The organism is Pseudomonas sp. GW821-FHT03E01 (assembly GCF_059420765.1).
Window position 1 is genome coordinate 443,969 of record NZ_JBWKUI010000002.1, and the last position, 26,386, is coordinate 470,354.

Consider the following 26,386-nt stretch of genomic DNA (forward strand, 5'->3'; position numbering starts at 1 on the left):
CGAAGCTTTTCAACGACTCAAATACATCCGCGTCGTCAGCAGATACACAGGCAACCCCGACACCACAATCAACAACGCCGCATAAGGCGCCGCCGCCGCGAACTCCACATTCGCGGTATGCGCCCAGACTTCCGTCGCCAGCGTATTGAGCCCGGTCGGGCTCAGCAGCAGCGTCGCCGTCAGTTCCTTCATCGCATCCAGAAACACCAGCGCAAACGCAGCACCCAGGGCGGGAAAGATGATGGGCAGGGTCACCCGACAAAACGCGCTGAAAGACGACGCCCCCAGCGTGCGTGCGGCCTCTTCCAGTTGCGGTGCGGCCTTGTTCAGTGCGGTGCGAATCGGTGCTTGCGCCAGTGGCAGAAACAACAGCGCATAGGCTATCAGCAACAGCGTCGAGGTCTGGTACAGCACTGGCACATAATGCAGGGCGAAATACACCAGGGTCAGCGCAATCACCAATCCCGGCAGTGCATGCAGCAGATACGGCAAGCGCTCGGCCCAGATTGCCAGTCGGCCTTTATGGCGCACCACCAGCAACCCCACCGGCACCGCCAGCACCAGGCACAGCGCAGCGCCACCGAGCGACAGCGCCAGCGACGAGAGCAATGCCTCGCTGATCGCGGCCACCGGGAACGCTGCCGACGAACCCACCATCAACCAGTACGCCAGCATTCCCAGTGGAATGCCGCTGCCGATGATCGCCAGCAGCAAGCAGTAAAGTTGTCCCACAGCCGTCCACGGCCCGAGGCGAACCTGCTCCGCATGCCGCGCAGCGCCCTGGCCGGTGCGTACGTGACGGCCTTTGCCGCGCACGCGTAACTCAAGCCATAGCAGCACCAGGCACAGCGCCAGCAACACCGCAGAAAGCATCGCTGCATTGGCGTTGCTGAATTCCAGTTCGAACTGCTGATAGATCGCCGTGGTAAAGGTTTGCAGGCCGATGATCGACAGCGCGCCGAACTCCACCAGCATGTGCAGCGCAATCAACAGTGAACCGGCCAGCAGTGATGGCCAGAGCAGGGGCAGGGTGATTTTGAAGAATACACCCCAACGATTCTGCCCCAGGGTGCGGGCAGACTCTTCAAGAGAGGGGTCGAGATTGCGCAGCGTTGCCGCGACCGGCAGAAAGATCAGCGGGTACTTGGACAGCGTCATCACCAGAATCGCCCCGCCCAGCCCTTCGAAGTGAGCACTCAGGGAAACCCAGGTGAAGCTGCTGACAAATGCCGGCACCGCGAACGGCAGGCACAGGATCACGCCCCATAACCGCCGTCCCGGCAGATTGCTGCGCTCCAGCAGCCAGGCGAGTGACAAGCCAATCACACCGCAGGCCAATGTGACGCCCAGCATCAGCGCCAGGGTATTGCGCAGCAGGCCAAACACGTAGGGCCGCCACAGCAGATGCAGTGCCTCGGCCCAGCCGGCTTGCCAGGTTTTGAGGCCGACATAGGCCAGCGGCAACAGGCTGAGTACCACCAGCAGCAGAACCGGTAGCAGCAGCCAGATCGACGGCCGCTTGCGCCTTGGCATGTAACCCCCATGCGAAGCGGGGGCGGATAACGAGGCGCTCATCAGTTCAAGCCAACGTCACGTTCCAGGTCCAGGGCTTCTTCGGCGTTGCCGAGATCGGCTGGCGTGACGTTCGGCGCTTGCAGTTCGCTGAACGGCTTGAGACCGCGATCCGATTCCATGCCCTTGTGCAGTGGGTATTCAGCGGTGGTCTGGGTGATCACGCGCTGACCTTCTTCGCTGGCCATGTAGGCGAGCAATTGCTGGGCTTCTTTTGGATGTTTGCTGGATTTCAGTACGCCAGCGCTGGAAACGGTGATCAGTCCGCCGACGTCGCCACCGGTGAAGTAATGCAGTTTCGAATCGAGTTGGCCTTTTTCACGCTGCAAGGCGAACCAGTAATAGTTGTTCACCAGCACGGTGGCGACTTCGCCATTTTCCACGGCTTTCAGTGCAACCATGTTGTTGCTGTAGGTTTTGCCGAACGCACGCAGGCCGGTCAGCCATTCTTCGGCGGCGTCCATCCCGTGGACCTTGATAATCGCCACGGCCTGTTCCTGGAAGGCGCCGCTGCTAGGCACGAAGCCGACCTTGCCTTGCCATTTTGGATCGGAGAATTCCATCACGGACTTGGGCAGGTCTTTTTCGTCGATCAGTTTAGGGTTGAAGGCGACGACCCGGACCCGCGCGGTGATGCCGATCCAGGTGCCGTTGCCGGCAACGTAGTCCTTGGGCAGAACTTCAAGTGTGGCGGCATCGGCTTTCGCCAGCAGGCCTTGTTCGCCGAGCTTGTTCAGCGGTGGCGATTCTTCGGTGTAGATCACATCGGCGGGGGAGCGATCGCCTTCTTCGACGATCTGGCTGGCGAGTTGGTTGCTGCTGCCCTTGCGCACATTGACGTGAATCCCGGTCTTGGCTTCGAAGGCTTTGGCGACGGCGTCGCCGACTTCCTTGTGTTGACCGTTATAGAGTGTCAGGGAAACCGGATCGGCGGCTTGGGTGAGGGGCATGGCGAGTGTCAGGCCGAGGAGGGTGATGGTCAGGCCGCGGCGCAGGGTATTTCGAAGCATCATTCGCAGGGTTCCTCACTGTCGCATTGCAAAAACTTGAAACAATGATAAACGATATTGCTTCTCAAGTGCGCCTTGCAGGGCGGGTGAGGGTTTGCTAGAGGGGCTGGTGCAGATCTTTGTGGCGAGGGAGCTTGCTCCCGTTCGGCTGCGGAGCAGTCGCAAAACCGGGCAATAAGGTTTGACTGAAAGAATGAGGGGGCCGCTTCGCAGCCCAGCGGGAGCAAGCTCCCTCGCCACAAAGGGCGGCTATGGCTTCAAAGGCCAGAAATGCAAAAACCCGCTTTCGCGGGTTTTTGTGAAATTCAAGATCGTGACCTTGAATTTGAATTGGTGCCCAGAAGAAGACTCGAACTTCCACGACCTTGCGGTCACCAGCACCTGAAGCTGGCGTGTCTACCAATTTCACCATCTGGGCATGATCTTCAGCGTTGCCGCTGTTGATGTGGCGCACTATACGGAGAGCATTTTGATCTGTAAACCCCTGATTTAATTTTAATAATTCAGAAGCCTGAAATGCAAAAACCCGCTTTCGCGGGTTTTTGTGTGAGCCTTGAAATTGATCTAATCTCAAGCTCGAAATTGGTGCCCAGAAGAAGACTCGAACTTCCACGACCTTGCGGTCACCAGCACCTGAAGCTGGCGTGTCTACCAATTTCACCATCTGGGCAGTATCGGCAGCGCTAGTGCGTCGTCGATGGCGCGCACTATACGGAGCGTCTTTTTAACTGTAAACCCCCGTCATCAAAAAAACCTGGAAAATTTTACCGGCGGCATTCAAATCAGCTTCGCGGTGTCGATAAAGGGCTTTAGATGGGCTGTCATAGCCTGAAATTTCCCGTTTCATTACGCCTATGCCAAACTAACCCGCATATAGACAAGGTGAAAACTCTCTAATGGCCGATTGGCAGTCCCTCGATCCCGAGGCCGCTCGTGAAGCGGAAAAATATGAAAACCCTATTCCTAGCCGCGAACTGATCCTTCAGCACCTTGCTGATCGAGGTTCGCCTGCTAACCGCGAGCAGCTGGTCGAAGAGTTTGGTCTGACCACAGAAGACCAGATCGAAGCCCTGCGCCGCCGCCTGCGCGCCATGGAGCGCGACGCTCAACTCATCTACACCCGTCGCGGCACTTATGCGCCGGTGGACAAGCTCGACCTGATCCTGGGCCGCATCAGCGGTCACCGTGACGGTTTCGGCTTCCTGGTCCCGGACGACGGCAGTGACGACCTGTTCATGAGCCCGGCGCAAATGCGCCTGGTGTTCGATGGCGACCGTGCCCTGGCACGTGTTTCTGGCCTCGACCGTCGCGGTCGCCGCGAAGGCATGATTGTCGAAGTGGTGTCCCGTGCTCACGAGAGCATCGTCGGTCGTTACTTCGAGGAGGGCGGTATCGGTTTCGTCGTCGCAGACAATCCGAAGATCCAGCAAGAAGTGCTGGTGACGCCAGGTCGCAATGCCAACGCGCAGATCGGTCAGTTCGTTGAAGTGAAGATCACTCACTGGCCGACGCCACGCTTCCAGCCGCAAGGCGACGTGGTCGAGGTGGTGGGCAACTACATGGCACCGGGCATGGAAATCGATGTTGCCCTGCGCACCTACGATATTCCGCACGTCTGGCCTGAAGCGGTCTTGAAAGAAGCCGCCAAGCTCAAGCCTGAAGTCGAAGAGAAAGACAAAGAGAAGCGCATCGACCTGCGTCATCTGCCGTTCGTGACCATCGACGGTGAAGATGCGCGCGACTTCGATGACGCGGTCTACTGCGAAGCCAAACCGGGCAAGCTGCGCCTGTTCTCCGGTGGCTGGAAGTTGTACGTGGCGATTGCCGACGTTTCCAGCTACGTGAAAATCGGTTCGGCGCTGGATAACGAATCCCAGGTTCGCGGCAACTCGGTGTACTTCCCCGAGCGCGTGGTGCCGATGCTGCCTGAGCAGTTGTCCAACGGCCTGTGCTCGCTGAACCCGCACGTCGATCGCCTGGCCATGGTTTGCGAGATGACCATCTCCAAATCCGGCGAAATGACCGACTACTGCTTCTACGAAGCGGTGATTCACTCCCATGCCCGCCTGACCTACAACAAGGTCAGCGCCATGCTGGAAACGCCGAAAGCCACCGAAGCGCGTCAGCTTCGTGGTGAATACACCGACGTTCTGCCGCACCTCAAGCAGCTGTATGCGCTGTACAAGGTTCTGCTGGCGGCTCGTCACGTGCGCGGCGCGATCGATTTCGAAACCCAGGAAACCCGGATCATCTTCGGTTCCGAGCGCAAGATTGCCGAAATCCGTCCGACCGTTCGCAACGATGCTCACAAACTGATTGAGGAATGCATGCTGGCGGCCAACGTGGCCACCGCCGAATTCCTGAAGAAGCACGAAATCCCTGCGTTGTATCGCGTCCACGACGGCCCGCCGCCGGAGCGTCTGGAAAAACTGCGCGCCTTCCTCGGCGAGCTCGGCCTGTCCCTGCACAAAGGCAAGGACGGTCCGTCGCCGAAGGATTACCAGGCTTTGCTCGCGGGCATCAAGGATCGTCCGGATTTCCATCTGATCCAGACCGTCATGCTGCGTTCGTTGAGCCAAGCGGTGTACAGCGCCGATAACCAGGGCCACTTCGGCCTGAATTACGAAGCCTATACCCACTTCACTTCGCCTATTCGCCGCTACCCGGACTTGCTCACGCACCGGGCGATTCGCAGCGTCATCCATTCGAAAATGGACACCCCGCACGTTCGCCGTGCCGGTGCGATGACCATTCCGAAAGCGCGGATCTATCCGTACGACGAAGCGACCCTGGAGCAGCTCGGCGAGCAGTGCTCGATGAGCGAGCGCCGTGCCGACGAAGCCACTCGCGACGTAGTGAACTGGCTCAAGTGCGAGTTCATGAAAGACCGTGTGGGCGAATCGTTCCCGGGGGTGATCACCGCCGTGACCGGTTTCGGCCTGTTCGTCGAACTGACCGATATTTACGTCGAAGGCCTGGTGCACGTCACCGCGCTGCCGGGTGACTACTACCACTTCGATCCTGTGCACCATCGCCTCGCCGGTGAGCGTACCGGTCGTAGCTTCCGCTTGGGCGACACCGTTGAAGTGCGCGTCATGCGCGTCGACCTCGACGAGCGCAAGATCGACTTCGAGATGGCTGAAAAAACCATCAGCGCACCGATCGGTCGCAAAAAGCGCGGCACTGAAACCGCGGCGCCTGCTATCAAAACAGCTGCCGAGCCAGTACTGGCCAAGGCCGGGCGTCGTCCGGCCAAGGAAAAGGCCGTCGAGGCCTATCGTCCGAGCGATGCGGCGGCAAAAAATGCCGAGTTGCGCAAAAGTCGTGAAATGAAACAGGCATTGCTGTCTGAAGCGAAAAGCGGCGGTAAAGCGGCGTCTGGGGGAAAGACCGGGCGGTCGGCGCCTGACAAGGCCTCCGGCGGCAAGCCAGCCAAACCGAGCAAACACCGTAAAGGCCCGCCAAAAGCGGGTTCCGCTCCAGCCGCCAGAAGCGGCGGGGCGCGTAAACCTAAGGCCAAGTCATGAGTCAGTTGGAAAAGATCTACGGCGTGCACGCGGTAGAAGCGTTGCTGCGTCACCACCCAAAACGCGTCAAGCAGATCTGGCTGGCTGAAGGCCGCAGCGATCCGCGCGTTCAGACGCTGATCGAACTCGCTGCCGAAAATCGCGTGGCCGTCGGTCAGGCAGAGCGTCGCGAGCTGGACGCCTGGGTTGAAGGCGTGCACCAGGGCGTGGTGGCGGACGTGAGCCCGAGCCAGGTCTGGGGCGAGGCGATGCTCGACGAGCTGCTCGATCGCACCGAAGGCGCGCCTTTGCTGCTGGTGCTCGACGGCGTGACCGATCCGCACAACCTCGGCGCTTGCCTGCGTTCGGCCGATGCGGCCGGCGCGCTGGCGGTGATCGTGCCGAAGGACAAATCAGCCACGCTGACCCCGACGGTTCGAAAAGTTGCTTGTGGCGCGGCGGAGGTGATTCCGTTGGTCGCCGTGACCAACCTGGCGCGCACCCTGGAAAAACTCAAGCAGCGCGGCTTGTGGGTCGTCGGTACGGCGGGCGAGGCTGAACAGGATCTGTATCAGCAGGACCTGACGGGGCCGACCATCCTGATCATGGGGGCCGAAGGTAGCGGCATGCGCCGCCTGACTCGCGACCTTTGCGACTATTTGGTGCGCCTGCCGATGGCTGGCAGCGTCAGCAGCCTCAACGTGTCCGTCGCCACCGGCGTCTGCCTGTTCGAAGCGCTGCGCCAGCGTGGCGTCAAAGCCGCCGGGACCGCCAAAAAGTCCTGAGGCTCCTCTGCAGGAGTCGCCGCAGGCGGCTCCTGCAAGTGTTCGGCTTTCCAGTCGAAGTGATTGTTCAAATAATCACCAATTGCCTTGCACCTCCCTCGACCCTTCTCTACAATTGCGCCCCTTGCTGTGACGGCAGGCACGCATGTGTCTATCGCAAGCAAGTCCATAAGTGTCATTCACTCCTTGTCTGACCGCTTTTGAGCGGCAGGCTACAACCCGTAAGGAGCATTCATGCGTCATTACGAAATCATCTTTTTGGTCCACCCGGATCAAAGCGAGCAAGTCGGCGGCATGGTTGAGCGTTACACCAAGCTGATCGAAGAAGACGGCGGCAAAATCCACCGTCTGGAAGATTGGGGCCGTCGTCAACTGGCCTACGCAATCAACAATGTTCACAAGGCTCACTACGTGATGCTGAACGTTGAGTGCACTGGCAAGGCCCTGGCCGAGCTGGAAGACAACTTCCGCTACAACGATGCAGTGATCCGTAACCTGGTCATCCGTCGCGAAGAAGCCGTTACCGGCCAATCCGAGATGCTCAAGGCTGAAGAAAACCGCAGTGAGCGCCGTGAGCGTCGCGACCGTCCTGAGCACTCCGACGCTGAAGGCGTTGACAGTGATGACAGCGACAACAGCGATAACGCTGACGAGTAATCCACGGACCTTTTGAGGAGCCTATTACATGGCACGTTTCTTCCGTCGTCGTAAATTCTGCCGCTTCACCGCTGAAGACGTGAAAGAGATCGATTACAAAGATCTCAACACTCTGAAAGCTTACGTATCCGAGACCGGCAAAATCGTTCCAAGCCGCATCACCGGTACCAAAGCACGTTATCAGCGTCAGCTGGCCACCGCTATCAAGCGCGCCCGCTTCCTGGCCCTGCTGGCCTACACCGACAGCCACGGCCGCTGAGACCGGGCAGTCGACACGTAGCAAAGGATTGAATGCATGCGCGCCTTAGCTGAGTTCATCATGCGCGGCCGTATGCAGGCCACTCTGGTAGTGGCCGGATGCGCAACATTGCCGTTGTTGTATTGGTTGGGTGCTGCCGCTGGATGCCTTGTGCTCCTGCGGCGCGGATTGAAGGACGCCGTTGGCGTACTTGCTCTGGGACTGCTGCCGGCGTTGATCTGGTGGCTTTTCTTCGATGATCCACGGGCACTTCTGGTGCTGCTGGGGTCTTCGAGCCTTGCGTTGGTTTTGCGCGCAAGCGAGTCCTGGAACCGCGTGCTGCTGGTCAGCATAGCGATGGGATTGGTGTTTTCAGTGGTGCTGGGGGCGGCTTTTGCGCCCCAGATCGAGATGCTGGCGCAGGCTTTGATAAAAGTCATGCCGTCGCTACTCGGTGAGGTCTACCAGCAATTGTCGGTAGACGAGCAAGCGCGCTTTGCGTCCCTGATTGCACCGGTCCTGACTGGCCTGATTGCGGCGTTGTTGCAAATCGTCAGTGTGCTGAGCCTGATTGTCGGGCGCTACTGGCAGGCGTTGTTGTACAACCCGGGTGGTTTTGGTCGCGAGTTTCGCGCCATCCGAATCCCGCTGGGACCGGCGATGTTGCTGCTGGCGTTAATGCTTCTGGGGCCAAATCTTGGCCCGCAGATGGCCATGTTGACGCCGTTGTGCAGCGTACCGCTGGTGTTCGCCGGGCTGGCCCTGATTCACGGGCTGGTGGCGCAAAAGCGACTGGCCAAGTTCTGGCTGGTGGGGTTGTACGTCACGCTGTTGCTGTTCATGCAGCTGATCTATCCGTTGCTGGTGGTTCTGGCCATCGTCGACAGCCTGATTGATTTTCGCGGTCGTTCGGCACCGAAAGATGCCGATAGCGCGAACGGTGAAGGTTAAAAGTTAAGAGGATTTTCACATGCAACTGATCCTTCTGGAAAAAGTCACCAACCTGGGCAACCTGGGTGACAAAGTGAACGTTAAGGCTGGTTACGGTCGTAACTACCTGCTGCCATACGGCAAAGCTACCGCTGCGACCCCAGCCAACCTGGCTGCGTTCGAAGAGCGTCGCGCTGAGCTGGAAAAAGCCGCAGCAGACCGTAAAGCATCGGCTGAAAGCCGCGCCGCCCAACTGGCTGAGCTGGAAGTGACTATCACTGCCACCGCCGGTGACGAAGGCAAGCTGTTCGGTTCGATCGGCACCCACGACATCGCTGATGCACTGACCGCCTCTGGCGTTGAAGTTGCAAAAAGCGAAGTTCGTCTGCCGAACGGCACTATCCGCAACGTAGGCGAATTCGACGTAGCCGTGCACCTGCACGCCGAAGTTGAAGCCACCGTACGCGTTGTCGTGGTAGCAGCTTAAGCAGCACTTGTCGGCTGGCACCCTCGGGTGCTTGCCGGTAACATCGGGCACGATCCTGTTTACAGGTCGTGCCCTTTGTCTTTCTGCAGTTCCTGATTTTCACAACCTCTGCTTCTCCTGAATAAACCAAGTGGCCATGAACGATATCTCCGCTCCCGAGCAATACGATCTGCAAACCGCTGCCCTGAAGGTGCCGCCGCATTCCATCGAGGCCGAACAGGCCGTGCTCGGTGGGTTGATGCTGGACAACAACGCCTGGGAACGCGTGCTCGATCAAGTCTCCGACGGCGATTTCTATCGGCATGACCACCGCCTGATCTTCCGGGCCATCGCCAAACTGGCGGACCAGAACCAGCCAATCGACGTCGTGACCCTGGCCGAGCAATTGGACAAGGAAGGTCAGACGTCCCAGGTCGGCGGTCTCGGTTACCTTGGCGAACTGGCAAAAAACACGCCGTCCGTCGCCAACATCAAGGCCTATGCCCAGATCGTTCGCGAGCGGGCAACCCTGCGCCAGTTGATCGGCATCAGTACCGAAATCGCCGACAGCGCTTTCAACCCTGAAGGCCGCACCGCCGCCGAGATTCTCGACGAGGCCGAACGGCAGATCTTCCAGATTGCCGAGGCTCGTCCGAAAACCGGCGGCCCGGTCAGCGTCAACGACCTGCTGACCAAGGCCATCGACCGCATCGACACCTTGTTCAACACCGACAACTCGATCACCGGCCTGTCCACTGGTTACACCGACCTCGACGAGAAGACCAGTGGCCTGCAACCGGCCGACCTGATCATCGTCGCCGGCCGTCCGTCCATGGGTAAAACCACCTTTGCGATGAACCTGGTGGAAAACGCCGTGCTGCGCAGCGAGAAGGCTGTCCTGGTTTACTCCCTCGAGATGCCAGGCGAATCGCTGATCATGCGTATGCTGTCGTCCCTCGGTCGTATCGACCAGACCAAGGTCCGGGCCGGTCGCCTGGAAGACGACGACTGGCCACGCCTGACGTCGGCGGTCAACCTGCTCAATGATCGCAAGTTGTTCATCGACGACACGGCGGGTATCAGCCCCTCGGAAATGCGCGCCCGGACCCGTCGTCTGGTGCGTGAGCACGGTGAGATCGGTCTGATCATGATCGACTACCTGCAACTGATGCAGATCCCGGGGTCCAGTGGTGACAACCGGACCAACGAGATTTCCGAGATCTCCCGGTCCCTGAAAGCCCTGGCCAAGGAATTCAACTGCCCGGTGGTGGCACTGTCCCAGCTCAACCGTTCCCTGGAGCAACGCCCGAACAAGCGCCCGGTGAACTCCGACTTGCGGGAATCGGGAGCGATCGAGCAGGACGCCGACGTGATCATGTTCGTTTACCGGGACGAGGTGTATCACCCGGAAACCGAACACAAAGGCATTGCCGAAATCATCATCGGCAAGCAGCGTAACGGCCCGATCGGCTTTATCCGCCTGGCCTTCATCGGCAAATACACCCGATTTGAAAACCTGGCGCCGGGTAGCTACAACTTCGACGACGATGAATAACTGTGGCGAGGGGGCCTGTCGGAACGCCGCACCGCCCCGTTCGGCTGCGAAGCAGTCGTAGATCCTGAATTTGCGGTATCACAGATAAACTATGGGGCCCGCTTCGCAGCCCAACGGGGGCAAGCCCCCTCGCCACAAGGGTTATATGTAGCCCCGGGATTTTTGCGAAAACAGCTCCACCGATTTCCGACCATAGCCGTCGGAATTGGTCAAAATTTGTGCTATATTCCGCGCCCGCGAAATTCAATGAAAGCCAACACCGGTTATCGACATGCAAGCAGCCAAGCCGTTATTTGACTATCCCAAGTACTGGGCCGAATGTTTCGGGCCAGCGCCATTCCTGCCCATGAGCAGGGAGGAGATGGATCAGCTCGGCTGGGATTCCTGCGACATCATCATCGTCACCGGTGATGCCTACGTCGACCATCCGTCGTTCGGCATGGCGATCATCGGCCGGCTGCTGGAGGCCCAGGGCTTCCGCGTCGGGATCATCGCGCAGCCGAACTGGCAGTCCAAAGACGACTTCATGAAGCTCGGCGAGCCGAACCTGTTTTTCGGTGTCGCGGCCGGCAACATGGACTCGATGATCAACCGCTACACCGCCGACAAGAAAATCCGTTCCGACGACGCCTACACCCCCGGTGGCCTGGCAGGCAAACGTCCGGACCGCGCGAGCCTGGTTTACAGCCAGCGCTGCAAGGAAGCCTATAAGCACGTGCCGATTGTGCTCGGCGGCATCGAAGCCTCCCTGCGCCGCATCGCCCACTACGATTACTGGCAGGATCGGGTGCGTAACTCGATCCTGATCGACGCCTGCGCCGACATCCTGCTCTACGGCAACGCCGAGCGTGCGATCGTCGAAGTCGCCCAGCGCCTGTCCTACGGCCACAAGATCGAAGACATCACCGATGTGCGCGGCACCGCGTTCATCCGCCGTGATACGCCGCAAGGCTGGTACGAAGTCGATTCCACGCGCATCGACCGTCCGGGCAAGATCGACAAGATCATCAACCCGTACGTCAACACCCAGGACACCGCCGCCTGCGCCATCGAGCAGGAAAAGGGGCCGGTTGAAGACCCTGGCGAGGCTAAGGTCGTACAGATCCTGGCCAGCCCGAAAATGACTCGCGACAAGACCGTCATTCGTCTGCCGTCGGTTGAAAAAGTCCGTGGCGATGCGGTGCTTTACGCTCACGCCAACCGCGTGCTGCACCTGGAAACCAACCCGGGCAACGCCCGTGCGTTGGTGCAAAAGCATGGCGAGGTAGACGTCTGGTTCAACCCGCCGCCGATTCCGATGACCACCGAAGAAATGGACTACGTGTTCGGCATGCCTTACGCGCGCGTTCCGCACCCGGCGTACGGCAAGGAAAAGATCCCGGCCTACGAGATGATCCGTTTCTCGGTGAACATCATGCGTGGCTGCTTCGGCGGCTGCACCTTCTGCTCGATCACCGAGCACGAAGGCCGGATCATCCAGAACCGTTCCGAAGAGTCGATTATTCGCGAAATCGAAGAGATCCGCGACAAGGTACCGGGCTTCACCGGCGTCATTTCCGACCTCGGCGGCCCGACCGCGAACATGTACCGCATCGCCTGCAAGACCCCGGAAATCGAATCCGCGTGCCGCAAGCCTTCATGCGTGTTCCCTGGCATTTGCCCGAACCTCAACACCGATCACTCGTCGCTGATCCAGCTCTATCGCAGCGCCCGGGCCTTGCCGGGTGTGAAGAAGATCCTGATCGCCTCCGGCCTGCGCTACGACCTTGCGGTCGAGTCGCCGGAATACGTCAAGGAGCTGGTGACCCACCACGTCGGTGGTTACCTGAAGATCGCCCCGGAACACACCGAGGAAGGTCCGCTCAACCAGATGATGAAACCGGGCATCGGCAGCTATGACAAGTTCAAGCGCATGTTCGAGAAGTACACCAAGGAAGCCGGGAAAGAGCAGTACCTGATTCCGTACTTCATCGCCGCTCACCCGGGCACCACCGACGAAGACATGATGAACCTGGCCCTGTGGCTCAAGGGCAACGGTTTCCGTGCCGACCAGGTGCAGGCGTTCTACCCGTCGCCGATGGCCACCGCCACCGCGATGTACCACTCGGGCAAGAACCCGCTGCGCAAGGTCACTTACAAGAGCGACGGCGTGACCATCGTCAAGAGCGAAGAGCAGCGTCGCCTGCACAAAGCGTTCTTGCGTTATCACGACCCGAAAGGCTGGCCGATGCTGCGTGAAGCGCTGACCCGCATGGGCCGCGCCGACCTGATCGGGCCGGGCAAGAACCAGTTGATCCCGTTGCATCAGCCAGCGACCGACAGCTACCAGAGCGCCCGTCGCAAGAACTCGACGCCGGCTGGCAGCCACAAAGTGGCCAAGGAAACGACCACCAAGATCCTGACCCAGCACACCGGCCTGCCACCGCGTGCCAGCGATGGCGGTAACCCGTGGGACAAGCGTGAACAGGCCAAGGCGGCGGCATTCGCCCGCAACCAGCAGGCTGCCAAGGAGCGTAAGGACGCGGCCAAAGGCAAGGGGCCGAAGCCTGCGCGCAAGCCGGTCGTGCCGCGTTAATCTCCGCGCCATATCGCAAAACGCCAGCCTTAGTGCTGGCGTTTTGTTTTCTAGCGAGTGTGCGGCCTGTTTGCTAAGGTGGCGCGCACTTCAACGGCTGCCCGGACAACCGATTTCCCTGTATAACGCCCAATCCTGTGGGAGCCGGGCTCGCCCGCGATGACGGCGGCACGGGCAATAAAGATCTCACCCCCGATTCTCAAGGACGATTCACATGAGCAACCCCTTACCGGGCATCGGCATGGATTACAGCCCCTCCCAGTTCATGGCCCGCCAACGCATCGAAAGCCAGATCAACCTGCCACGCCTGTTCGCCGCCATTGACGCCGACCCCGGAATCGTCGGCGCGGGCGTGGTGTACATTGACGCTGAGTTCAACGTAGTGACCCTGCGCGAGTTCAAGCCGATTTGCAGCATCAAGCCCAAGCGGATCATTTTGCGCGAGGCGCAGAAGTACATTGCGCCTGCGCAATTCGCCCAGCAGGTGCAGGACAATCCGCGCGAATCGCGCCTGGTTGGTGAGGCAGTCAACACCAGCTTATCGTGCGCGGGTGCAGTGATCGGCTGGATCGTAGTGCTCAGTGGTTCCGTGGCTATTCCGTTTTCGGCAGGGGCAAGTACGGTGGTCGCTGCGCTCGGTTATACCGCTGCGGCTGCCAGCTCAGTGCAGTGTTTTGCCAGCGGCTATCGGACCCGCAATGAGATCGTCAACCCCGCCCGTAACGATGAGCTCGACAGCGAAGAGTGGTACCAGTACACCATGATTGCGCTGGATGCTGCGTCCTTGGTCGGGGTAGGCGCATCCACGCTGACAGCGCTCAAACTGGTCAGGCTGAATAAGGCCACGACCGGGAAAAGTGTCAGGGAAGTGCTCAGGGGGCTGAATCGACAGGAGCGTGCCAAACTGACCAAAGAACTATTGAGCATCAACGACCCGCGCTTGACGTCGAAGATGATCAAGTTGAAGCAGTTGTCGGGCGAATTGCCCAAGCGTTTCACACCCACCGAGGTCAAGAATGCAACGGTCACTCAGATAAAAGACGCCTTGGGCGCCGCTATCGGTTTTACCGGCAGTGCAATTTCGGGGAATGTCCGCACCATTGCCGTAGGTCTGTACGAGGAGGCTGAGCAATGAATGAGCTGCCCAGCATTCGCAATTTTCTATCGAAGTATTTCCCGGTCTTCATGGGGGCAATATTCGCGTCAATTTTTACCCTGGTCTTTGCGGTGCCTTTGTTTTTCGAAAGCTATTTTCGAAGCCTTCCGTTGGCTGACAACACCAAGTACTCGTTTTTCGGGGGGATCGCGCTGACCCTCATTGTCGTGCACTGCCATTTCATGGTCGCGCGCGGTCGTCCGCATTGGGTGCGGCCTCTGGTTGTGCTTCTGGCCCTTTGTTTTCTTGGGGTATTGCCCACCATTGCATATGAGGTGCATCCCCTGACTTATGCTGTGACGTTGTTGTTCCCATTGCTGGCGCTATTGCTGCTCAACAGCAAGCGTCACCGCGAGATGCGCCAGAAGCTGCTTGAAGTACGTCACTTGCGCCAAGCTGTTATTGCAAAGCACAAAGCCCGTTAGTTGGGTAGATTCGGGCCCCGCCCTTCACACGTGCGCCACAAATATGTGCAACTCTCGCACCATAACCGCGGCCACGGCGCCGTTTTGGTGCTGTACTGCACCGGGTCTGTTGATAAAGCGCAATGACCGCCGCTCTGGCATAAGTCTTGCGCGCTTTGTGTCTATGCCCTGGCTCGCAGGAGGCCGCCGTGTCGATTCATGTCGCATTGCATCACGTCACGCATTACCGCTACGACCGCGCCGTCGAGCTCGGTCCGCAGATCGTTCGCTTGCGCCCGGCTGCCCACAGTCGCACGCGGATACTGTCCTATGCGCTGAAAGTCTCGCCCGAGCAGCATTTCATCAACTGGCAACAAGACCCTCAGGGCAATTACCTGGCGCGGTTGGTGTTCCCGGAGAAAACCGATGAACTGAGGATCGAGGTCGACCTGCTGGCCGAGATGGCAGTCTTCAATCCCTTCGACTTCTTCCTCGAGCCCTACGCCGAGAAGATCCCTTTCGCTTATGCAGCGGATGAGCGCAAAGAACTGGCGCCGTACCTGGAAACCTTGCCGCTGACGCCGACATTCAAGGCCTATCTGGACGGCATCGACCGCACGCCGCTGCCCAGCGTGGATTTCCTCGTCGCGATCAACCAGCGCCTGAGCGAAGACATCGGTTACCTGATTCGAATGGAGCCTGGCGTACAGACTCCGGAATACACCCTCGAACAGGCCTCCGGCTCCTGCCGCGACTCGGCGTGGTTGCTGGTGCAATTGCTGCGCAACCTCGGCCTGGCGGCGCGATTCGTCTCCGGTTATCTGATCCAGCTGACCGCCGACGTCAAAAGCCTCGACGGTCCCTCGGGCACCGAAGTGGATTTCACTGACCTGCATGCCTGGTGCGAAGTCTATTTGCCCGGTGCCGGCTGGATCGGCCTGGACGCAACCTCAGGGTTGTTTGCCGGTGAGGGACACATTCCGTTGGCGTGCAGCCCCGACCCATCCTCTGCGGCACCGATCAGTGGTTTGGTGGAACCGTGCGAGTGCGAATTCACCCACGAAATGTCGGTCGAGCGGATTTGGGAAGCGCCAAGGGTTACCAAACCCTACACCGAAGACCAATGGCTGGCGATTCAGGCATTGGGCCGGCAGATCGATGCTGATTTGCTCGAAGGTGACGTGCGCCTGACCATGGGCGGCGAGCCGACGTTCGTTTCCATTGATGACCCGGACGGCGCCGAGTGGAACACCGCCGCGCTCGGGCCAGACAAGCGTCGGCTGTCAGCCGAACTGTTCCAGCGCATGCGCAAGCATTACGCGCCCAAGGGCCTGGTACATTTCGGTCAAGGCAAGTGGTACCCCGGCGAGCAACTGCCGCGCTGGTCGCTGAACTGCTATTGGCGCCGCGATGGCGTGCCGATCTGGCATAACAGCGCGCTGATTGCCGACGAGCGGGAAGATTACGGCGCCGATGGCGAACTGGCCGGGCGTTTCCTGGCGAGTGTCGCCGAACGCTTGAAAATTCCGACACGCTTCGTGTTCCCGGCCTACGAAGACAATTTCTATTACCTCTGGCGCGAAGGCGCTTTACCGCAGAACGTCAGCGCCGAAGACTCACGCCTGGAAGAACCTCTGGAGCGTGCGCGCCTGCGCAAAGTCTTCAGCCAAGGCCTGGACAAGGTCATCGGTCAGGTCCTGCCGCTGGCGCGTACCGCCAAGGGCGATCAATGGCAAAGCGGTCGCTGGTACCTGCGCGAGGAACACTGCCGGTTGGTGCCGGGGGATTCGCCACTGGGTTATCGCTTGCCGCTCGGTTCGCAGCCTTGGGTGAAAGCTGCGGAGTACCCATTCATTCATCCCACGGACCCGAATCAGGATTTCCCGGCGCTACCGGACACCGACCAGCTACGGAATCACGCTCAACCGAAAACGGCCGACGAACGTGTGCCCGAGATCGACCAGTCCGCCGACTGGCTGACCCGCACCGCGTTCTGCGCCGAAGCACGTGAAGGTCGGTTGTACCTGTTCATGCCGCCACTGGAGCGGGTCGAGGACTACCTGGAACTGGTCGCCGCCATCGAAGCCACCGCCGAGGAACTGCATTGCCCGGTATTGCTGGAAGGCTATGAACCGCCGAGCGATCCGCGTCTGAGCAACTTTCGCATTACCCCGGATCCGGGCGTGATCGAGGTCAACGTCCAGCCGTCCGCTACCTGGGACGAGTTGGTGGAACGTACCGAGTTTCTTTACGAAGAGGCGCGCCAGACCCGGCTGACCACCGAGAAATTCATGATCGACGGCCGGCACACCGGCACCGGCGGCGGTAACCATTTCGTCCTGGGGGGCGCGACCCCGGCTGACTCACCGTTTCTGCGCCGTCCCGACCTGCTGCGCAGCCTGATCAGCTACTGGCATAACCACCCGTCCTTGTCCTACCTGTTTTCCGGGCTGTTCATCGGCCCGACATCCCAGGCACCGCGGGTGGACGAAGCGCGCAACGATTCGCTGTATGAACTGGAAATCGCCTTCGCCCAGATGCCGGAGCCGGGCGAAGAATGCCCACCATGGCTGGTGGATCGCTTGTTGCGCAATTTGCTGATCGACGTGACTGGCAACACCCACCGCGCCGAGTTCTGCATCGACAAACTCTATTCACCGGACGGCGCCACCGGACGCCTTGGCTTGCTGGAACTGCGAGCCTTTGAAATGCCGCCCCATGCGCGCATGAGCCTGGCTCAGCAGTTGTTGTTGCGGGCGCTGGTGGCGCGGTTCTGGCGCGAGCCTTATGCGCCGCCGAAACTGGCGCGCTGGGGCACCGAACTGCACGACCGGTTCTTGCTGCCGCACTTTATCGAGCAGGATTTCGCCGATGTAATCGTCGACCTGAATGCCGCCGGTTATCCGGTGCAGGCCGAGTGGTTCGCGGCGCATCTGGAGTTCCGTTTTCCCAAGGTCGGCGACTACGCCGTCAGCGGTATCGAACTGGAATTGCGTCAGGCGCTGGAGCCCTGGCATGTGTTGGGCGAAGAGGGCAGCGCGGGCGGTACGGTGCGTTATGTGGATTCGTCCCTGGAACGTTTGCAGGTCAAGCTGACGGGGTTGCCGCCGCAACGTTATCTGCTGACCTGCAATGGCATCCCGGTGCCGTTGCAACCTACCGGTCGGGTCGGCGAGTTCGTCGCCGGTGTACGTTTCCGTGCCTGGCAACCGTACAACTGTCTGCAACCGACTATCCCGGTCCACGCACCGCTGGTGTTCGACTTGCTCGACACCTGGATGGGGCGTTCGCTGGGTGGTTGTCAGTACCACGTCGCCCATCCGGGCGGGCGCAACTACGACAGCCTGCCGGTGAACGCCAATGAAGCCGAGAGCCGGCGGATGGCGCGTTTCTTCCGCATCGGACACACGCCTGGGAAACTTCCTGTACCGAAACTGGAAATCAACGACGAGCTGCCGATGACACTCGATTTGCGACGCTTTTAAACCGTACGCGACGCTCGGATTTTTCGTCTATCCGGGCGTCATGAGCCTGCGTTAGTCTGACCGTTCTTTGCTGTCTGACGAGCTTTCCATGCCTGACCTGCTTGACTGCTACCCGTTGACTGCGGGCACCTATCACGAACTGCTCGACAACAGCGGCGCCGTGCGCCCGCACTGGCGGCGGCTGTTCGATCAATTGCAACGCAGCACGCCAGCGCAACTGGTGCAGCGTCAGGCGCTGCTGACCCGACAGATTCAGGAAAACGGCGTGACCTACAACGTCTACGCCGACCCCAAGGGCGCTGATCGGCCATGGGAGCTGGATTTGTTGCCTCATGTGATTGCAGCCGATGAGTGGCAGCAGCTTTCGGCCGGGATCGCTCAACGGGCGCGTTTGCTCAATGCTGTGCTGGCGGACCTGTACGGTCCTCAACGCTTGATCGCCGAAGGCCTGCTGCCGGCTGAACTGGTGTTCGGTCATAACAACTTCCTCTGGCCTTGCCAGGGCATCGCACCGCCCGACGGGGCCTTTCTGCATCTGTATGCCGTGGATTTGGCGCGCACGCCTGACGGTCGCTGGTGGGTGACCGCCGACCGGACTCAAGCACCCTCCGGTGCCGGTTACGCCCTGGAAAATCGCACCATCGTGTCCCGGGCCTTCCCCGAGTTGTATCGCGACTTGAAGGTGCGGCACCTGGCCGGGTTCTTCCGCACACTTCAGGAAACACTCGCCCGGCAGGCGCCGAGCGACGATGAAGCGCCGCTGGTGGTCCTGCTGACACCGGGGCGTTTCAACGAAAGCTATTTCGAGCACTTGTACCTGGCTCGTCAGCTCGGTTATCCACTGGTGGAGGGCGGTGATCTGACCGTGCGCGATGCCACGGTCTATCTGAAAACCTTGAGCGGGTTGCGCCGGGTTCACGCGATCATGCGTCGGCTCGACGATGATTTCTGCGACCCGCTGGAGCTGCGCACCGACTCGGCCCTTGGCGTGCCAGGGCTGCTCGAAGCGGTGCGTCAGGGTCGGGTGCTGGTGGCCAACGCCCTCGGCAGCGGTGTGCTGGAGTCGCCGGGTTTGCTGGGCTTCCTGCCGAAAATCAATCAATTCCTGTTCGGTGAAGAGTTGATCCTGCCGTCCATCGCAACTTGGTGGTGCGGCGAAGCGCCGGTGCTGGCCCAGGCCCTGGAAAAACTGCCGGAACTGTTGATCAAGCCGGCGTTTCCGTCGCAGAGCTTTGCACCGGTGTTTGGGCGTGATTTGAGTGAAAAACAGCGCCAGGCTCTGGCTGAGCGCATGCAGGCACGGCCTTATGCCTATGTTGCGCAAGAATTGGCGCAACTGTCCCAGGCGCCGATCTGGCAGGCCGAAGGCGGACAGTTGCAACCGCGAGCCATCGGCATGCGCGTGTATGCGGTGGCCAGTCGGGAGGGTTATCGAGTGCTGCCCGGTGGCCTGACCCGGGTTGCCGCCGAGGCCGATGCCGAAGCGGTGTCGATGCAACGCGGCGGCGCGAGCAAAGACACCTGGGTGTTGGGCGATCGCCCACCCAGCGGCGAACAATGGAAAGCCCAGCGCAACATTGGCGTTCACGATCTGGTACGTCGTGATCCGTATCTGCCATCGCGGGTGGTCGAGAACCTGTTCTGGTTCGGCCGTTATTGCGAGCGCTGCGATGACAGCGCGCGGCTGCTGCGGGTCATGCTCGCGCGCTATGTCGATGGCGATGACCCGCAAGCCCTGGAGGCGGCGGTCGATCTCGGTGAACGCCTGAATCTGTTGCCGGAGGAGGGTGAGTTGCCGCAGCGATTGCTGGCGGCGCTGCTCGGCGATGATTGGCCGTTCAGCCTGCGTTCCAATCTACAGCGTTTGCAGTGGGCGGCGTCGCAAGTACGCGGCAAGCTCTCGCGAGAGAACTGGCAAGCGCTGGTGGAGTTGCAGCGCGAGGCCATGGAGCTGGAAACCGAAGAGCCGGATTTCGGCGAGTTGCTGGACTTCCTCAACCGGTTGGTAATGTCGCTGGCGGCGCTGTCCGGCTTTGCCCTCGACGACATGACCCGGGACGAAGGCTGGCGTTTCCTGATGATCGGTCGGCGGATCGAACGGCTGCAATTTCTCAGCGGCAGTCTGGCGGCGTTTTTGCGCGGTGCCGGGGCTTTCGATCAGGCCGGGCTGGAATGGCTGCTGGAACTGGGTAACAGCAGCATCACCTACCGCTCGCGGTACCTGGCGGTGGCGCAATTGATCCCGGTGCTTGACCTGTTGCTGCTCGATGAACAAAACCCGCACGCGGTGCTGTTCCAGTTGAAACTGGTGACCCGTACGTTGAAGCGCTTGAACGACGACTTCGGCGCGCCGCGCGAAACAGGTCTGCTGCAGTTGGTGGAGCGGTTGGCGCACTTCGATCTGGGCTGCCTGGAGAACTCGCTGTTCGGCGAGGCCAGTGTTCACGCCGCCATAGAGGGGTTGGCGGATCTGCTGCAAGAGATCGCCGATGCCAGCGGACAGGTGTCGGATCGCCTGGCCTTGCGCCATTTCGCCCATGTCGATGATGTCAGCCAGCGCACGGTGTCCGTCTGATGAGTGCCCATTACCAGATCTTCCACGACACCCATTATCACTACGACAGCCCGGTGTCCCTGGCCCAGCAACTGGCGCATCTGTGGCCGCGCGCCTGTGCCTGGCAGCGCTGCACCGAACAGCAGTTGCAGATCAGTCCCCAGCCGACTTCACGCAGGGATGAGCTGGATGTGTTCGGCAATCCGCTGACCCGGTTGGCGTTCGAGCGCCCCCACGATGAATTGCTGGTCAACGCTCGGCTCACCGTCGAAGTGCTGGAGCGGCCGTCGCTGGATTTCGATCAATCGCCGGCCTGGGAAGCGACCTGCAACGCGCTGACCTACAGCGGTCAGCCACTCTCGCCTGCGTTGCTGGAAGCCTGCCGTTACCGCTTCGAATCGCCCTACGTGCATTTGAAACGCAGTTTCGTCGAGTTCTCCGAAAGTTGCTTTCCTGCTGGCCGGCCATTGCTGCTGGGTGTTCAAGCGTTGATGGAGAAGATCTTCAGCGAGTTCACCTTCGACGCCGAGGCGACCCAAGTGGCGACGCCGTTGGTGGAAGTGCTGGAGAGGCGTCGTGGGGTTTGCCAGGACTTCGCGCATTTGATGCTCGCTTGCCTGCGCTCCCGTGGGTTGGCGGCGCGGTACATCAGTGGCTATCTGCTGACACAGCCCCCACCGGGCCAGCCAAGGCTGATCGGCGCCGATGCATCGCATGCATGGGTATCGGTGTTTTGCCCGGTGTTGGGTTGGGTGGATTTTGACCCGACCAACAATGTGCAACCGGCGCTGGAGCACATCACCCTGGCCTGGGGCCGGGACTTTTCCGATGTGTCGCCGTTGCGCGGGGTGATTCTGGGCGGTGGCAGCCATGATCCCGAAGTTCGGGTGACAGTGATGCCATTGGAATAGCGCAGACCCCATGCGGGAATGTGTTTTTTGGAGGAGGGTTTCAAATTGGCCTGTGAGGGCCAGCAACATCGTTGCTGACCCTGGACACAGATCCGGTGGGCCTGATCAGATCATCGGGCCCTGAGGGTCTCAGGCGTCGGGCGCCTGATCTTTCGGTGCTTCAACATCATCTTCTGCCGCCACTTCACCTTCTGCATCCGGGTTCAGTGCTGCTGCTTCTTCTTCAGCTGTAGCTTTCTTGCGCTGAAGCTTTTCCTCTTTCTTCTGCTCCTTGGCCAAGTCTCTCTGACGTTTGGCGAAGGAATAATTAGGTTTAGCCATGGGCGATCCTCTGGGGTCGAAGGTGAGGTTGAGCGGCGCATATTCTGCCCTGTATCGGCACCGAGCCGTTAGCTGGGTTTTTGCTCGGTCCATTTTGGCGGTACCGAGGGTTGCCAGGCGTCCAGTGCATCGAGCAGGGTTTGCGGTGATTCGCTCATTTGCAGCATGTCACGGTGCTGCCCGCGAACGAAGCCTTCGCCGACGATATGATCGAGAAAAGACGTCAACTTGCTGTAGAAACCGTTCACTTCCAGCAAACCCAGCGGTTTGCCGTGATAACCGAGCTGGCCCCAGGTCCAGACTTCGAACAGCTCTTCCAGCGTGCCCAGACCGCCGGGCAGGGCAATGAAGGCATCGCTGAGCTCGGCCATTCGCGCCTTGCGCGCATGCATGCCGTCGACCACTTCCAGGCGGGTCAGGCCGCTGTGGCCGATTTCCTTGTCCTTGAGGCTCTGCGGAATGATCCCGATCACTTCGCCGCCGGCCGCCAGTGCGGCATCTGCCACAATTCCCATCAGCCCGACGGCGCCCCCGCCATAGACCAGGGTCAGCTTGCGCTCGGCCAATGCTCGCCCCAGGGCGACAGCCGCCTCACGATAAGCCGGATTGGTGCCGGTGCTGGCACCGCAAAATACACAAACGGACGTTAAAGACATGCCTTGCTCCATGGTCAATCAGGACCACAGAGTAAAGGCAGGCTCGCATCGTACCAAGGGTTAAACCGCGCGTTCAGGTGTTTCGTAAGTGCCACTGGCGCCACAGGCGTAGGCGGCCAACAAACTGCTCAACAAGCTGCTGAAAGACATGACAGGCGCTCCAGGTGAGTAATGATGGCCCTGATGATAGGGCCGTCCCAGACGTCTGGCTGGTAGATTGTTTCGATGGGGGTCATAGCCCGAAAGTTGTATACAATTTTTGATTCAGGTCATAGGAACTTGCGAAGATTTCAGGCAGTCTTCTGTCCATTCGCACTTTTGTTAACCCTGCCTTGGAGATTCACCATGTTTGCCAAACTTGTTGCGGTATCCCTGCTGACACTGGCCAGCAGCCAATTGATGGCTGCCGAGTGCAAAACGACCATCGACTCCACCGATCAGATGTCCTTCAACACCAAGGCCATTGAAATCGACAAAAGCTGCAAGACCTTCACCGTTGAACTGACCCACTCCGGCAGCCTGCCGAAAAACGTCATGGGCCATAACCTGGTGATCAGCAAAGAGGCTGACATGCAGCCGATCGCCACCGACGGCCTGTCGGCTGGCATCGACAAGAATTACCTGAAAGAAGGTGATACCCGTGTCATCGCTCACACCAAAGTCATCGGCGCTGGCGAAAAGGACTCTCTGACCATCGATGTGTCGAAGCTCAATGCAGCCGAAAAATACGGCTTCTTCTGCTCGTTCCCGGGCCACATCTCGATGATGAAAGGCACGGTTACACTGAAGTAATCGATTCAAACGCACAAAAAAAGCGTCCACCCGGGACGCTTTTTTTGTGCTCATTTCTACAGGGGACAGAATCAAGGCGCGAACGGCATCACACGCTTGTGATGTGTTTTCTTGTACGTATCACAAATGATCTTGAACGCTTCCTCGCGCACCGGTTCGCCGTGCAGGAAGGCGTCGATCTCGGCGTAGGTCACGCCGTGGGATGCTTCGTCCGGTTTGCCCGGCGACAGGTCTTCGAGGTCGGCGGTCGGGATTTTCTCCACCAGCGACTCTGGCGCGCCGAAGCTGCGGGCAATCGCCCGGACCTGGTTTTTCACCAGGCCGCTCAGCGGTGCGAGGTCGCAGGCGCCGTCACCGAACTTGGTGAAGAAACCCATCACGGCTTCTGCCGCGTGGTCGGTGCCGATCACCAGGCCATGAGCCGCACCGGCGATGGTGTATTGCGCGACCATGCGCATCCGCGCCTTGGTATTGCCCAATACGAAATCCACCCAGACGGCCTCTTTACCTTCGAAGGCTGCCACTTCGCCGGCCAGGGATTTGACTGCGGGGCCGATGTTCACCGTGTGGCGTTCGTCCGGGGCGATGAAGTCCACCGAGGCCTGGGCATCGTGTTCATCGAACTGCGTCTGGTACGGCAGGCGCACGGCGATGAACTTGTAGCTGTTATCACCGGTACGCTCACGCAGTTCACGGATGGCGCGTTGGGCCAGTAGGCCGGCGGTCAGGGAATCGACGCCGCCGCTGATACCGAGCACCAGGGTCTTGAGCCCGGAATTGACCAGGCAATCCTGAATGAAGGTGATTCGCCGGGCGACTTCAGCCTCAAGGGCGAGTTGATCCACGAACGGCGGTTGGACCTTGAGCTGTTCAGCAATCTCACGCTGTACGGCTTGCATGAATTCACTCCTTGCTTGATGTACTGGAAAGGGTGGCAGGTACTTGGAAAACGTGTCGCAAATAGGCGACGAAATTCGGGTCTTTGCAGTGAGTCTTGCCAGGCTCATCAGAAATCTTGGCCACCGGTTGGCCGTTGCATGCAGTCATTTTAAGCACGATGCTCATCGGTTCGACACCCGGAATATCGCAGGTCAGGTTAGTGCCGATGCCGAAACTGACATTGATCCGACCACGTAACGCCCGAAAAATCTCCAGAGACTTGGGCAACGTCAGGCTGTCGGAAAACACCAGGGTCTTGCTCATCGGGTCGATGCCCAGCTTGTGATAGTGGGCGATGGCCTTTTCCGCCCAGAGCACCGGGTCACCGGAGTCGTGACGCAAGCCGTCGAAGAGCTTGGCAAAGAACAGGTCGAAATCGCCGAGAAACGCATCGGAAGTGATGCAGTCGGTCAGGGCGATCCCCAGCAGGCCACGGTACTCGCGGACCCAGCAGTCGAGGGCGGCGATCTGGCTGTCGATCAGCCGCGGACCGAGTTGCTGGTGGGCCATGATCCATTCGTGGGCCATGGTGCCCAGCGGCTTCATATCCAGCTCGCGGGACAGGTGCACGTTGCTGGTGCCGACGAAGCGACCGGGAAAGTCGTGCTTGAGCACGTTCACCACTTCTTCCTGCACGCGATACGAGAAGCGCCGGCGAGTGCCGAAATCGGCTACCTGCAACTCGGACAATTCATCGGTGCTGGCGTTGGCGGTCAACCAGTCGAACTTGCGATAGAGCTGCTCACGGGCCTGTTCCAGGACGATTTCCCGGTAGCGATAGCGGTTGCGCACTTCGCTGACCATGGCCAGCAACGGCACTTCGAACAGAATCACGTGCAGCCACGGCCCGCGCAGGCGGATGAACAACTCGCCGTTTTCAATGCCGGTGTGGATATAGCGCAGATTGAAACGGAACAGCCCGAGAAAGCGCAGGAAGTCCGGTTTCAGGAAGCTGATGCGCTCCAGGAAGCTCAGCTGATCGGCGCTCAGGCTCAACTCGGCCAGACGCTCGATCTGGAAACGGATCTCCGCCAGGTACGGGCGCAGATCCTCGCTGTTACGGCAACGAAACTCCCATTCGACTTCCACGTTAGGGTAGTTGTGCAGCACCGCCTGCATCATCGTCAGTTTGTAGAAGTCGGTGTCGAGCAGGTTCTGCACGATGCGATCGGCAAACACACTCTCGCTCATAACGGGGTCTCCAGGCGGGTCGCGGCCCGTGGCAGCGACGTTGCAGCTGTTTCAATGAATGGGGCTAGTGGCGCATATCAGCGGTGAGGATTGCCAGCTTTTTTTGTGTTCATGGTGGAATAATCACATGGCTGGCACCTTCAAATGCAAACACCTGTGGTTTCTCAGTTATCTGCTGTTGCCTCAAGCGCTGCCTGGATAACGAGCGTCAGGCTTTCCCAACTTCTTACATAGCCATCAAGGTGGGAGTGACGAGGAATAAGCCCTATTTCAATTGCCTTGATCATTGCTGCTTTTATCATTTCATGAGTCGCTGATTTGGCCATGACTTACAATCCTTTAAATGTTATTTGGTCCAGCGCGTCGACACCGTCCTGTAGCAATAAATAGGCTGGAAGTATCAGGCGAAAAAAGTCAGTGTCATTAGTGTTTTTAACGGTTACAGAGGTCAGTGCCTCTAAAAGGCTCGTTGCAGCGCGTATTCTGAAACAGGCATCTTCAAATAGTAGGTGGGGTGCGGCGTACGAATCAATATAAAAAGTTGGAATGTTGGATGCGTTGGATTTAAGAGGCTGGTAGCGATTCACAGACGAACTCCTTGAGCGCGCTTGGGTTATGAGGGCGCGATTAATTGTTTTTGGGGGATGATGTTGCCTGGGCATTGCTTATCTGCTGAACCATTG

General features: G+C 59.6%; 22 protein-coding genes and 2 tRNA genes. 14 read left to right on the top strand and 10 right to left on the bottom strand.

What is annotated here, in order from left to right; all coding sequences use genetic code 11:
- Nucleotides 1-9 precede the first annotated feature (9 nt).
- The 4 genes from AC07VO_RS04935 to AC07VO_RS04950 form a co-directional block, all read right to left on the bottom strand.
- Nucleotides 10-1,575: an ABC transporter permease gene (locus tag AC07VO_RS04935; RefSeq protein WP_086944077.1), complete on the bottom strand. Its 1,566-nt coding sequence runs from the start codon at nt 1,573-1,575 to the stop codon at nt 10-12.
- Nucleotides 1,575-2,585, bottom strand: a complete 1,011-nt coding sequence (locus AC07VO_RS04940) for an extracellular solute-binding protein (RefSeq protein WP_064616022.1) — start codon at nt 2,583-2,585, stop codon at nt 1,575-1,577. Before AC07VO_RS04940 ends, AC07VO_RS04935 begins: the two co-directional genes overlap by 1 nt.
- Before the next feature lie 328 nt (nt 2,586-2,913).
- Nucleotides 2,914-3,000 (bottom strand) — tRNA-Leu (locus AC07VO_RS04945).
- Nucleotides 3,001-3,165: 165 nt separating this feature from the next.
- Nucleotides 3,166-3,252: transfer RNA gene (locus AC07VO_RS04950), tRNA-Leu, on the bottom strand.
- Nucleotides 3,253-3,478: 226 nt separating this feature from the next.
- Here AC07VO_RS04950 and rnr point away from each other — a divergent pair.
- The 13 genes from rnr (at nt 3,479) to AC07VO_RS05015 (ending at nt 21,804) form a co-directional block, all read left to right on the top strand.
- A complete protein-coding gene (gene rnr, locus AC07VO_RS04955) occupies nt 3,479-6,109 on the top strand; it encodes a ribonuclease R (RefSeq protein WP_018928495.1) in 2,631 nt (876 codons plus the stop codon).
- Nucleotides 6,106-6,873, top strand: a complete 768-nt coding sequence (gene rlmB, locus AC07VO_RS04960; RefSeq protein ID WP_018928494.1) for a 23S rRNA (guanosine(2251)-2'-O)-methyltransferase RlmB — start codon at nt 6,106-6,108, stop codon at nt 6,871-6,873. Before rnr ends, rlmB begins: the two co-directional genes overlap by 4 nt.
- A 234-nt stretch (nt 6,874-7,107) precedes the next feature.
- Nucleotides 7,108-7,530: a 30S ribosomal protein S6 gene (rpsF, locus tag AC07VO_RS04965; RefSeq protein ID WP_007939579.1), complete on the top strand. Its 423-nt coding sequence runs from the start codon at nt 7,108-7,110 to the stop codon at nt 7,528-7,530.
- 28 nt (nt 7,531-7,558) lie between these two features.
- Nucleotides 7,559-7,789, top strand: a complete 231-nt coding sequence (rpsR, locus tag AC07VO_RS04970; RefSeq protein ID WP_002551829.1) for a 30S ribosomal protein S18 — start codon at nt 7,559-7,561, stop codon at nt 7,787-7,789.
- A 36-nt stretch (nt 7,790-7,825) separates the two neighbouring features.
- Complete coding sequence (locus AC07VO_RS04975; RefSeq protein WP_019582207.1) at nt 7,826-8,719, top strand: YybS family protein; 894 nt, start codon at nt 7,826-7,828, stop codon at nt 8,717-8,719.
- A gap of 19 nt (nt 8,720-8,738) precedes the next feature.
- Nucleotides 8,739-9,185 carry a 50S ribosomal protein L9 gene (gene rplI, locus AC07VO_RS04980; protein WP_007939577.1) on the top strand — a complete coding sequence of 149 codons (447 nt, stop codon included), beginning with the start codon at nt 8,739-8,741 and terminating at the stop codon, nt 9,183-9,185.
- A 136-nt stretch (nt 9,186-9,321) separates the two neighbouring features.
- Nucleotides 9,322-10,719: a replicative DNA helicase gene (dnaB, locus tag AC07VO_RS04985; protein ID WP_019650685.1), complete on the top strand. Its 1,398-nt coding sequence runs from the start codon at nt 9,322-9,324 to the stop codon at nt 10,717-10,719.
- A gap of 271 nt (nt 10,720-10,990) precedes the next feature.
- Nucleotides 10,991-13,294: a YgiQ family radical SAM protein gene (locus AC07VO_RS04990; protein WP_026286605.1), complete on the top strand. Its 2,304-nt coding sequence runs from the start codon at nt 10,991-10,993 to the stop codon at nt 13,292-13,294.
- Between the two features lie 214 nt (nt 13,295-13,508).
- Complete coding sequence (gene ssp4, locus AC07VO_RS04995) at nt 13,509-14,429, top strand: Ssp4 family T6SS effector (protein WP_064616023.1); 921 nt, start codon at nt 13,509-13,511, stop codon at nt 14,427-14,429.
- The gene (locus tag AC07VO_RS05000; RefSeq protein ID WP_019582210.1) at nt 14,426-14,875 is read left to right on the top strand and encodes a hypothetical protein; all 450 of its coding nucleotides are present in this window, start codon (nt 14,426-14,428) and stop codon (nt 14,873-14,875) included. Before ssp4 ends, AC07VO_RS05000 begins: the two co-directional genes overlap by 4 nt.
- A 188-nt stretch (nt 14,876-15,063) precedes the next feature.
- A complete protein-coding gene (locus AC07VO_RS05005; protein WP_064616025.1) occupies nt 15,064-18,339 on the top strand; it encodes a transglutaminase family protein in 3,276 nt (1,091 codons plus the stop codon).
- Nucleotides 18,340-18,427: 88 nt separating this feature from the next.
- Complete coding sequence (locus tag AC07VO_RS05010) at nt 18,428-20,914, top strand: circularly permuted type 2 ATP-grasp protein (protein ID WP_086944076.1); 2,487 nt, start codon at nt 18,428-18,430, stop codon at nt 20,912-20,914.
- The gene (locus tag AC07VO_RS05015; protein WP_086944075.1) at nt 20,914-21,804 is read left to right on the top strand and encodes a transglutaminase family protein; all 891 of its coding nucleotides are present in this window, start codon (nt 20,914-20,916) and stop codon (nt 21,802-21,804) included. Before AC07VO_RS05010 ends, AC07VO_RS05015 begins: the two co-directional genes overlap by 1 nt.
- A gap of 129 nt (nt 21,805-21,933) precedes the next feature.
- Here AC07VO_RS05015 and AC07VO_RS05020 read toward each other — a convergent pair whose 3' ends face one another.
- Together AC07VO_RS05020 and AC07VO_RS05025 are read right to left on the bottom strand one after the other, a co-directional pair.
- Nucleotides 21,934-22,125, bottom strand: coding sequence for a hypothetical protein (locus AC07VO_RS05020; RefSeq protein ID WP_018928487.1), 192 nt, complete (start codon nt 22,123-22,125; stop codon nt 21,934-21,936).
- A gap of 68 nt (nt 22,126-22,193) precedes the next feature.
- Nucleotides 22,194-22,781 (bottom strand): cytokinin riboside 5'-monophosphate phosphoribohydrolase, encoded by a 588-nt coding sequence (locus tag AC07VO_RS05025; protein WP_018928486.1) that lies wholly within the window; start codon nt 22,779-22,781, stop codon nt 22,194-22,196.
- A 345-nt stretch (nt 22,782-23,126) separates the two neighbouring features.
- On the opposite strand from AC07VO_RS05025, the gene azu reads away from it, so the two are divergent.
- Entirely contained in the window at nt 23,127-23,573 is a 447-nt protein-coding gene (azu, locus tag AC07VO_RS05030) for an azurin (RefSeq protein ID WP_064616027.1), read from the top strand.
- 71 nt (nt 23,574-23,644) lie between these two features.
- Here the strand turns inward: azu and nadE are convergent, their stop codons facing one another.
- From nadE to AC07VO_RS05050, 4 genes are all read right to left on the bottom strand, one after another.
- Nucleotides 23,645-24,472 (bottom strand): NAD(+) synthase, encoded by an 828-nt coding sequence (gene nadE, locus AC07VO_RS05035; RefSeq protein ID WP_018928484.1) that lies wholly within the window; start codon nt 24,470-24,472, stop codon nt 23,645-23,647.
- A 4-nt stretch (nt 24,473-24,476) separates the two neighbouring features.
- Nucleotides 24,477-25,703, bottom strand: coding sequence for a nicotinate phosphoribosyltransferase (gene pncB, locus AC07VO_RS05040; protein WP_019650677.1), 1,227 nt, complete (start codon nt 25,701-25,703; stop codon nt 24,477-24,479).
- Between the two features lie 164 nt (nt 25,704-25,867).
- Nucleotides 25,868-26,029 carry a hypothetical protein gene (locus tag AC07VO_RS05045; RefSeq protein WP_156523278.1) on the bottom strand — a complete coding sequence of 54 codons (162 nt, stop codon included), beginning with the start codon at nt 26,027-26,029 and terminating at the stop codon, nt 25,868-25,870.
- 3 nt (nt 26,030-26,032) lie between these two features.
- Complete coding sequence (locus tag AC07VO_RS05050; RefSeq protein WP_007939041.1) at nt 26,033-26,290, bottom strand: hypothetical protein; 258 nt, start codon at nt 26,288-26,290, stop codon at nt 26,033-26,035.
- Nucleotides 26,291-26,386: the final 96 nt, after the last annotated feature.

What these genes read in the sequence shown, in the direction of transcription:
- AC07VO_RS04935 (WP_086944077.1), bottom strand. Translation starts at nt 1,575, where the DNA reads ATGAGCGCCTCGTTATCCGCCCCCGCTTCGCATGGGGGTTACATGCCA.
- AC07VO_RS04940 (WP_064616022.1), bottom strand. Translation starts at nt 2,585, where the DNA reads ATGATGCTTCGAAATACCCTGCGCCGCGGCCTGACCATCACCCTCCTC.
- rnr (WP_018928495.1), top strand. Translation starts at nt 3,479, where the DNA reads ATGGCCGATTGGCAGTCCCTCGATCCCGAGGCCGCTCGTGAAGCGGAA.
- rlmB (WP_018928494.1), top strand. Translation starts at nt 6,106, where the DNA reads ATGAGTCAGTTGGAAAAGATCTACGGCGTGCACGCGGTAGAAGCGTTG.
- rpsF (WP_007939579.1), top strand. Translation starts at nt 7,108, where the DNA reads ATGCGTCATTACGAAATCATCTTTTTGGTCCACCCGGATCAAAGCGAG.
- rpsR (WP_002551829.1), top strand. Translation starts at nt 7,559, where the DNA reads ATGGCACGTTTCTTCCGTCGTCGTAAATTCTGCCGCTTCACCGCTGAA.
- AC07VO_RS04975 (WP_019582207.1), top strand. Translation starts at nt 7,826, where the DNA reads ATGCGCGCCTTAGCTGAGTTCATCATGCGCGGCCGTATGCAGGCCACT.
- rplI (WP_007939577.1), top strand. Translation starts at nt 8,739, where the DNA reads ATGCAACTGATCCTTCTGGAAAAAGTCACCAACCTGGGCAACCTGGGT.
- dnaB (WP_019650685.1), top strand. Translation starts at nt 9,322, where the DNA reads ATGAACGATATCTCCGCTCCCGAGCAATACGATCTGCAAACCGCTGCC.
- AC07VO_RS04990 (WP_026286605.1), top strand. Translation starts at nt 10,991, where the DNA reads ATGCAAGCAGCCAAGCCGTTATTTGACTATCCCAAGTACTGGGCCGAA.
- ssp4 (WP_064616023.1), top strand. Translation starts at nt 13,509, where the DNA reads ATGAGCAACCCCTTACCGGGCATCGGCATGGATTACAGCCCCTCCCAG.
- AC07VO_RS05000 (WP_019582210.1), top strand. Translation starts at nt 14,426, where the DNA reads ATGAATGAGCTGCCCAGCATTCGCAATTTTCTATCGAAGTATTTCCCG.
- AC07VO_RS05010 (WP_086944076.1), top strand. Translation starts at nt 18,428, where the DNA reads ATGCCTGACCTGCTTGACTGCTACCCGTTGACTGCGGGCACCTATCAC.
- AC07VO_RS05015 (WP_086944075.1), top strand. Translation starts at nt 20,914, where the DNA reads ATGAGTGCCCATTACCAGATCTTCCACGACACCCATTATCACTACGAC.
- AC07VO_RS05020 (WP_018928487.1), bottom strand. Translation starts at nt 22,125, where the DNA reads ATGGCTAAACCTAATTATTCCTTCGCCAAACGTCAGAGAGACTTGGCC.
- AC07VO_RS05025 (WP_018928486.1), bottom strand. Translation starts at nt 22,781, where the DNA reads ATGTCTTTAACGTCCGTTTGTGTATTTTGCGGTGCCAGCACCGGCACC.
- azu (WP_064616027.1), top strand. Translation starts at nt 23,127, where the DNA reads ATGTTTGCCAAACTTGTTGCGGTATCCCTGCTGACACTGGCCAGCAGC.
- nadE (WP_018928484.1), bottom strand. Translation starts at nt 24,472, where the DNA reads ATGCAAGCCGTACAGCGTGAGATTGCTGAACAGCTCAAGGTCCAACCG.
- pncB (WP_019650677.1), bottom strand. Translation starts at nt 25,703, where the DNA reads ATGAGCGAGAGTGTGTTTGCCGATCGCATCGTGCAGAACCTGCTCGAC.
- AC07VO_RS05045 (WP_156523278.1), bottom strand. Translation starts at nt 26,029, where the DNA reads ATGGCCAAATCAGCGACTCATGAAATGATAAAAGCAGCAATGATCAAG.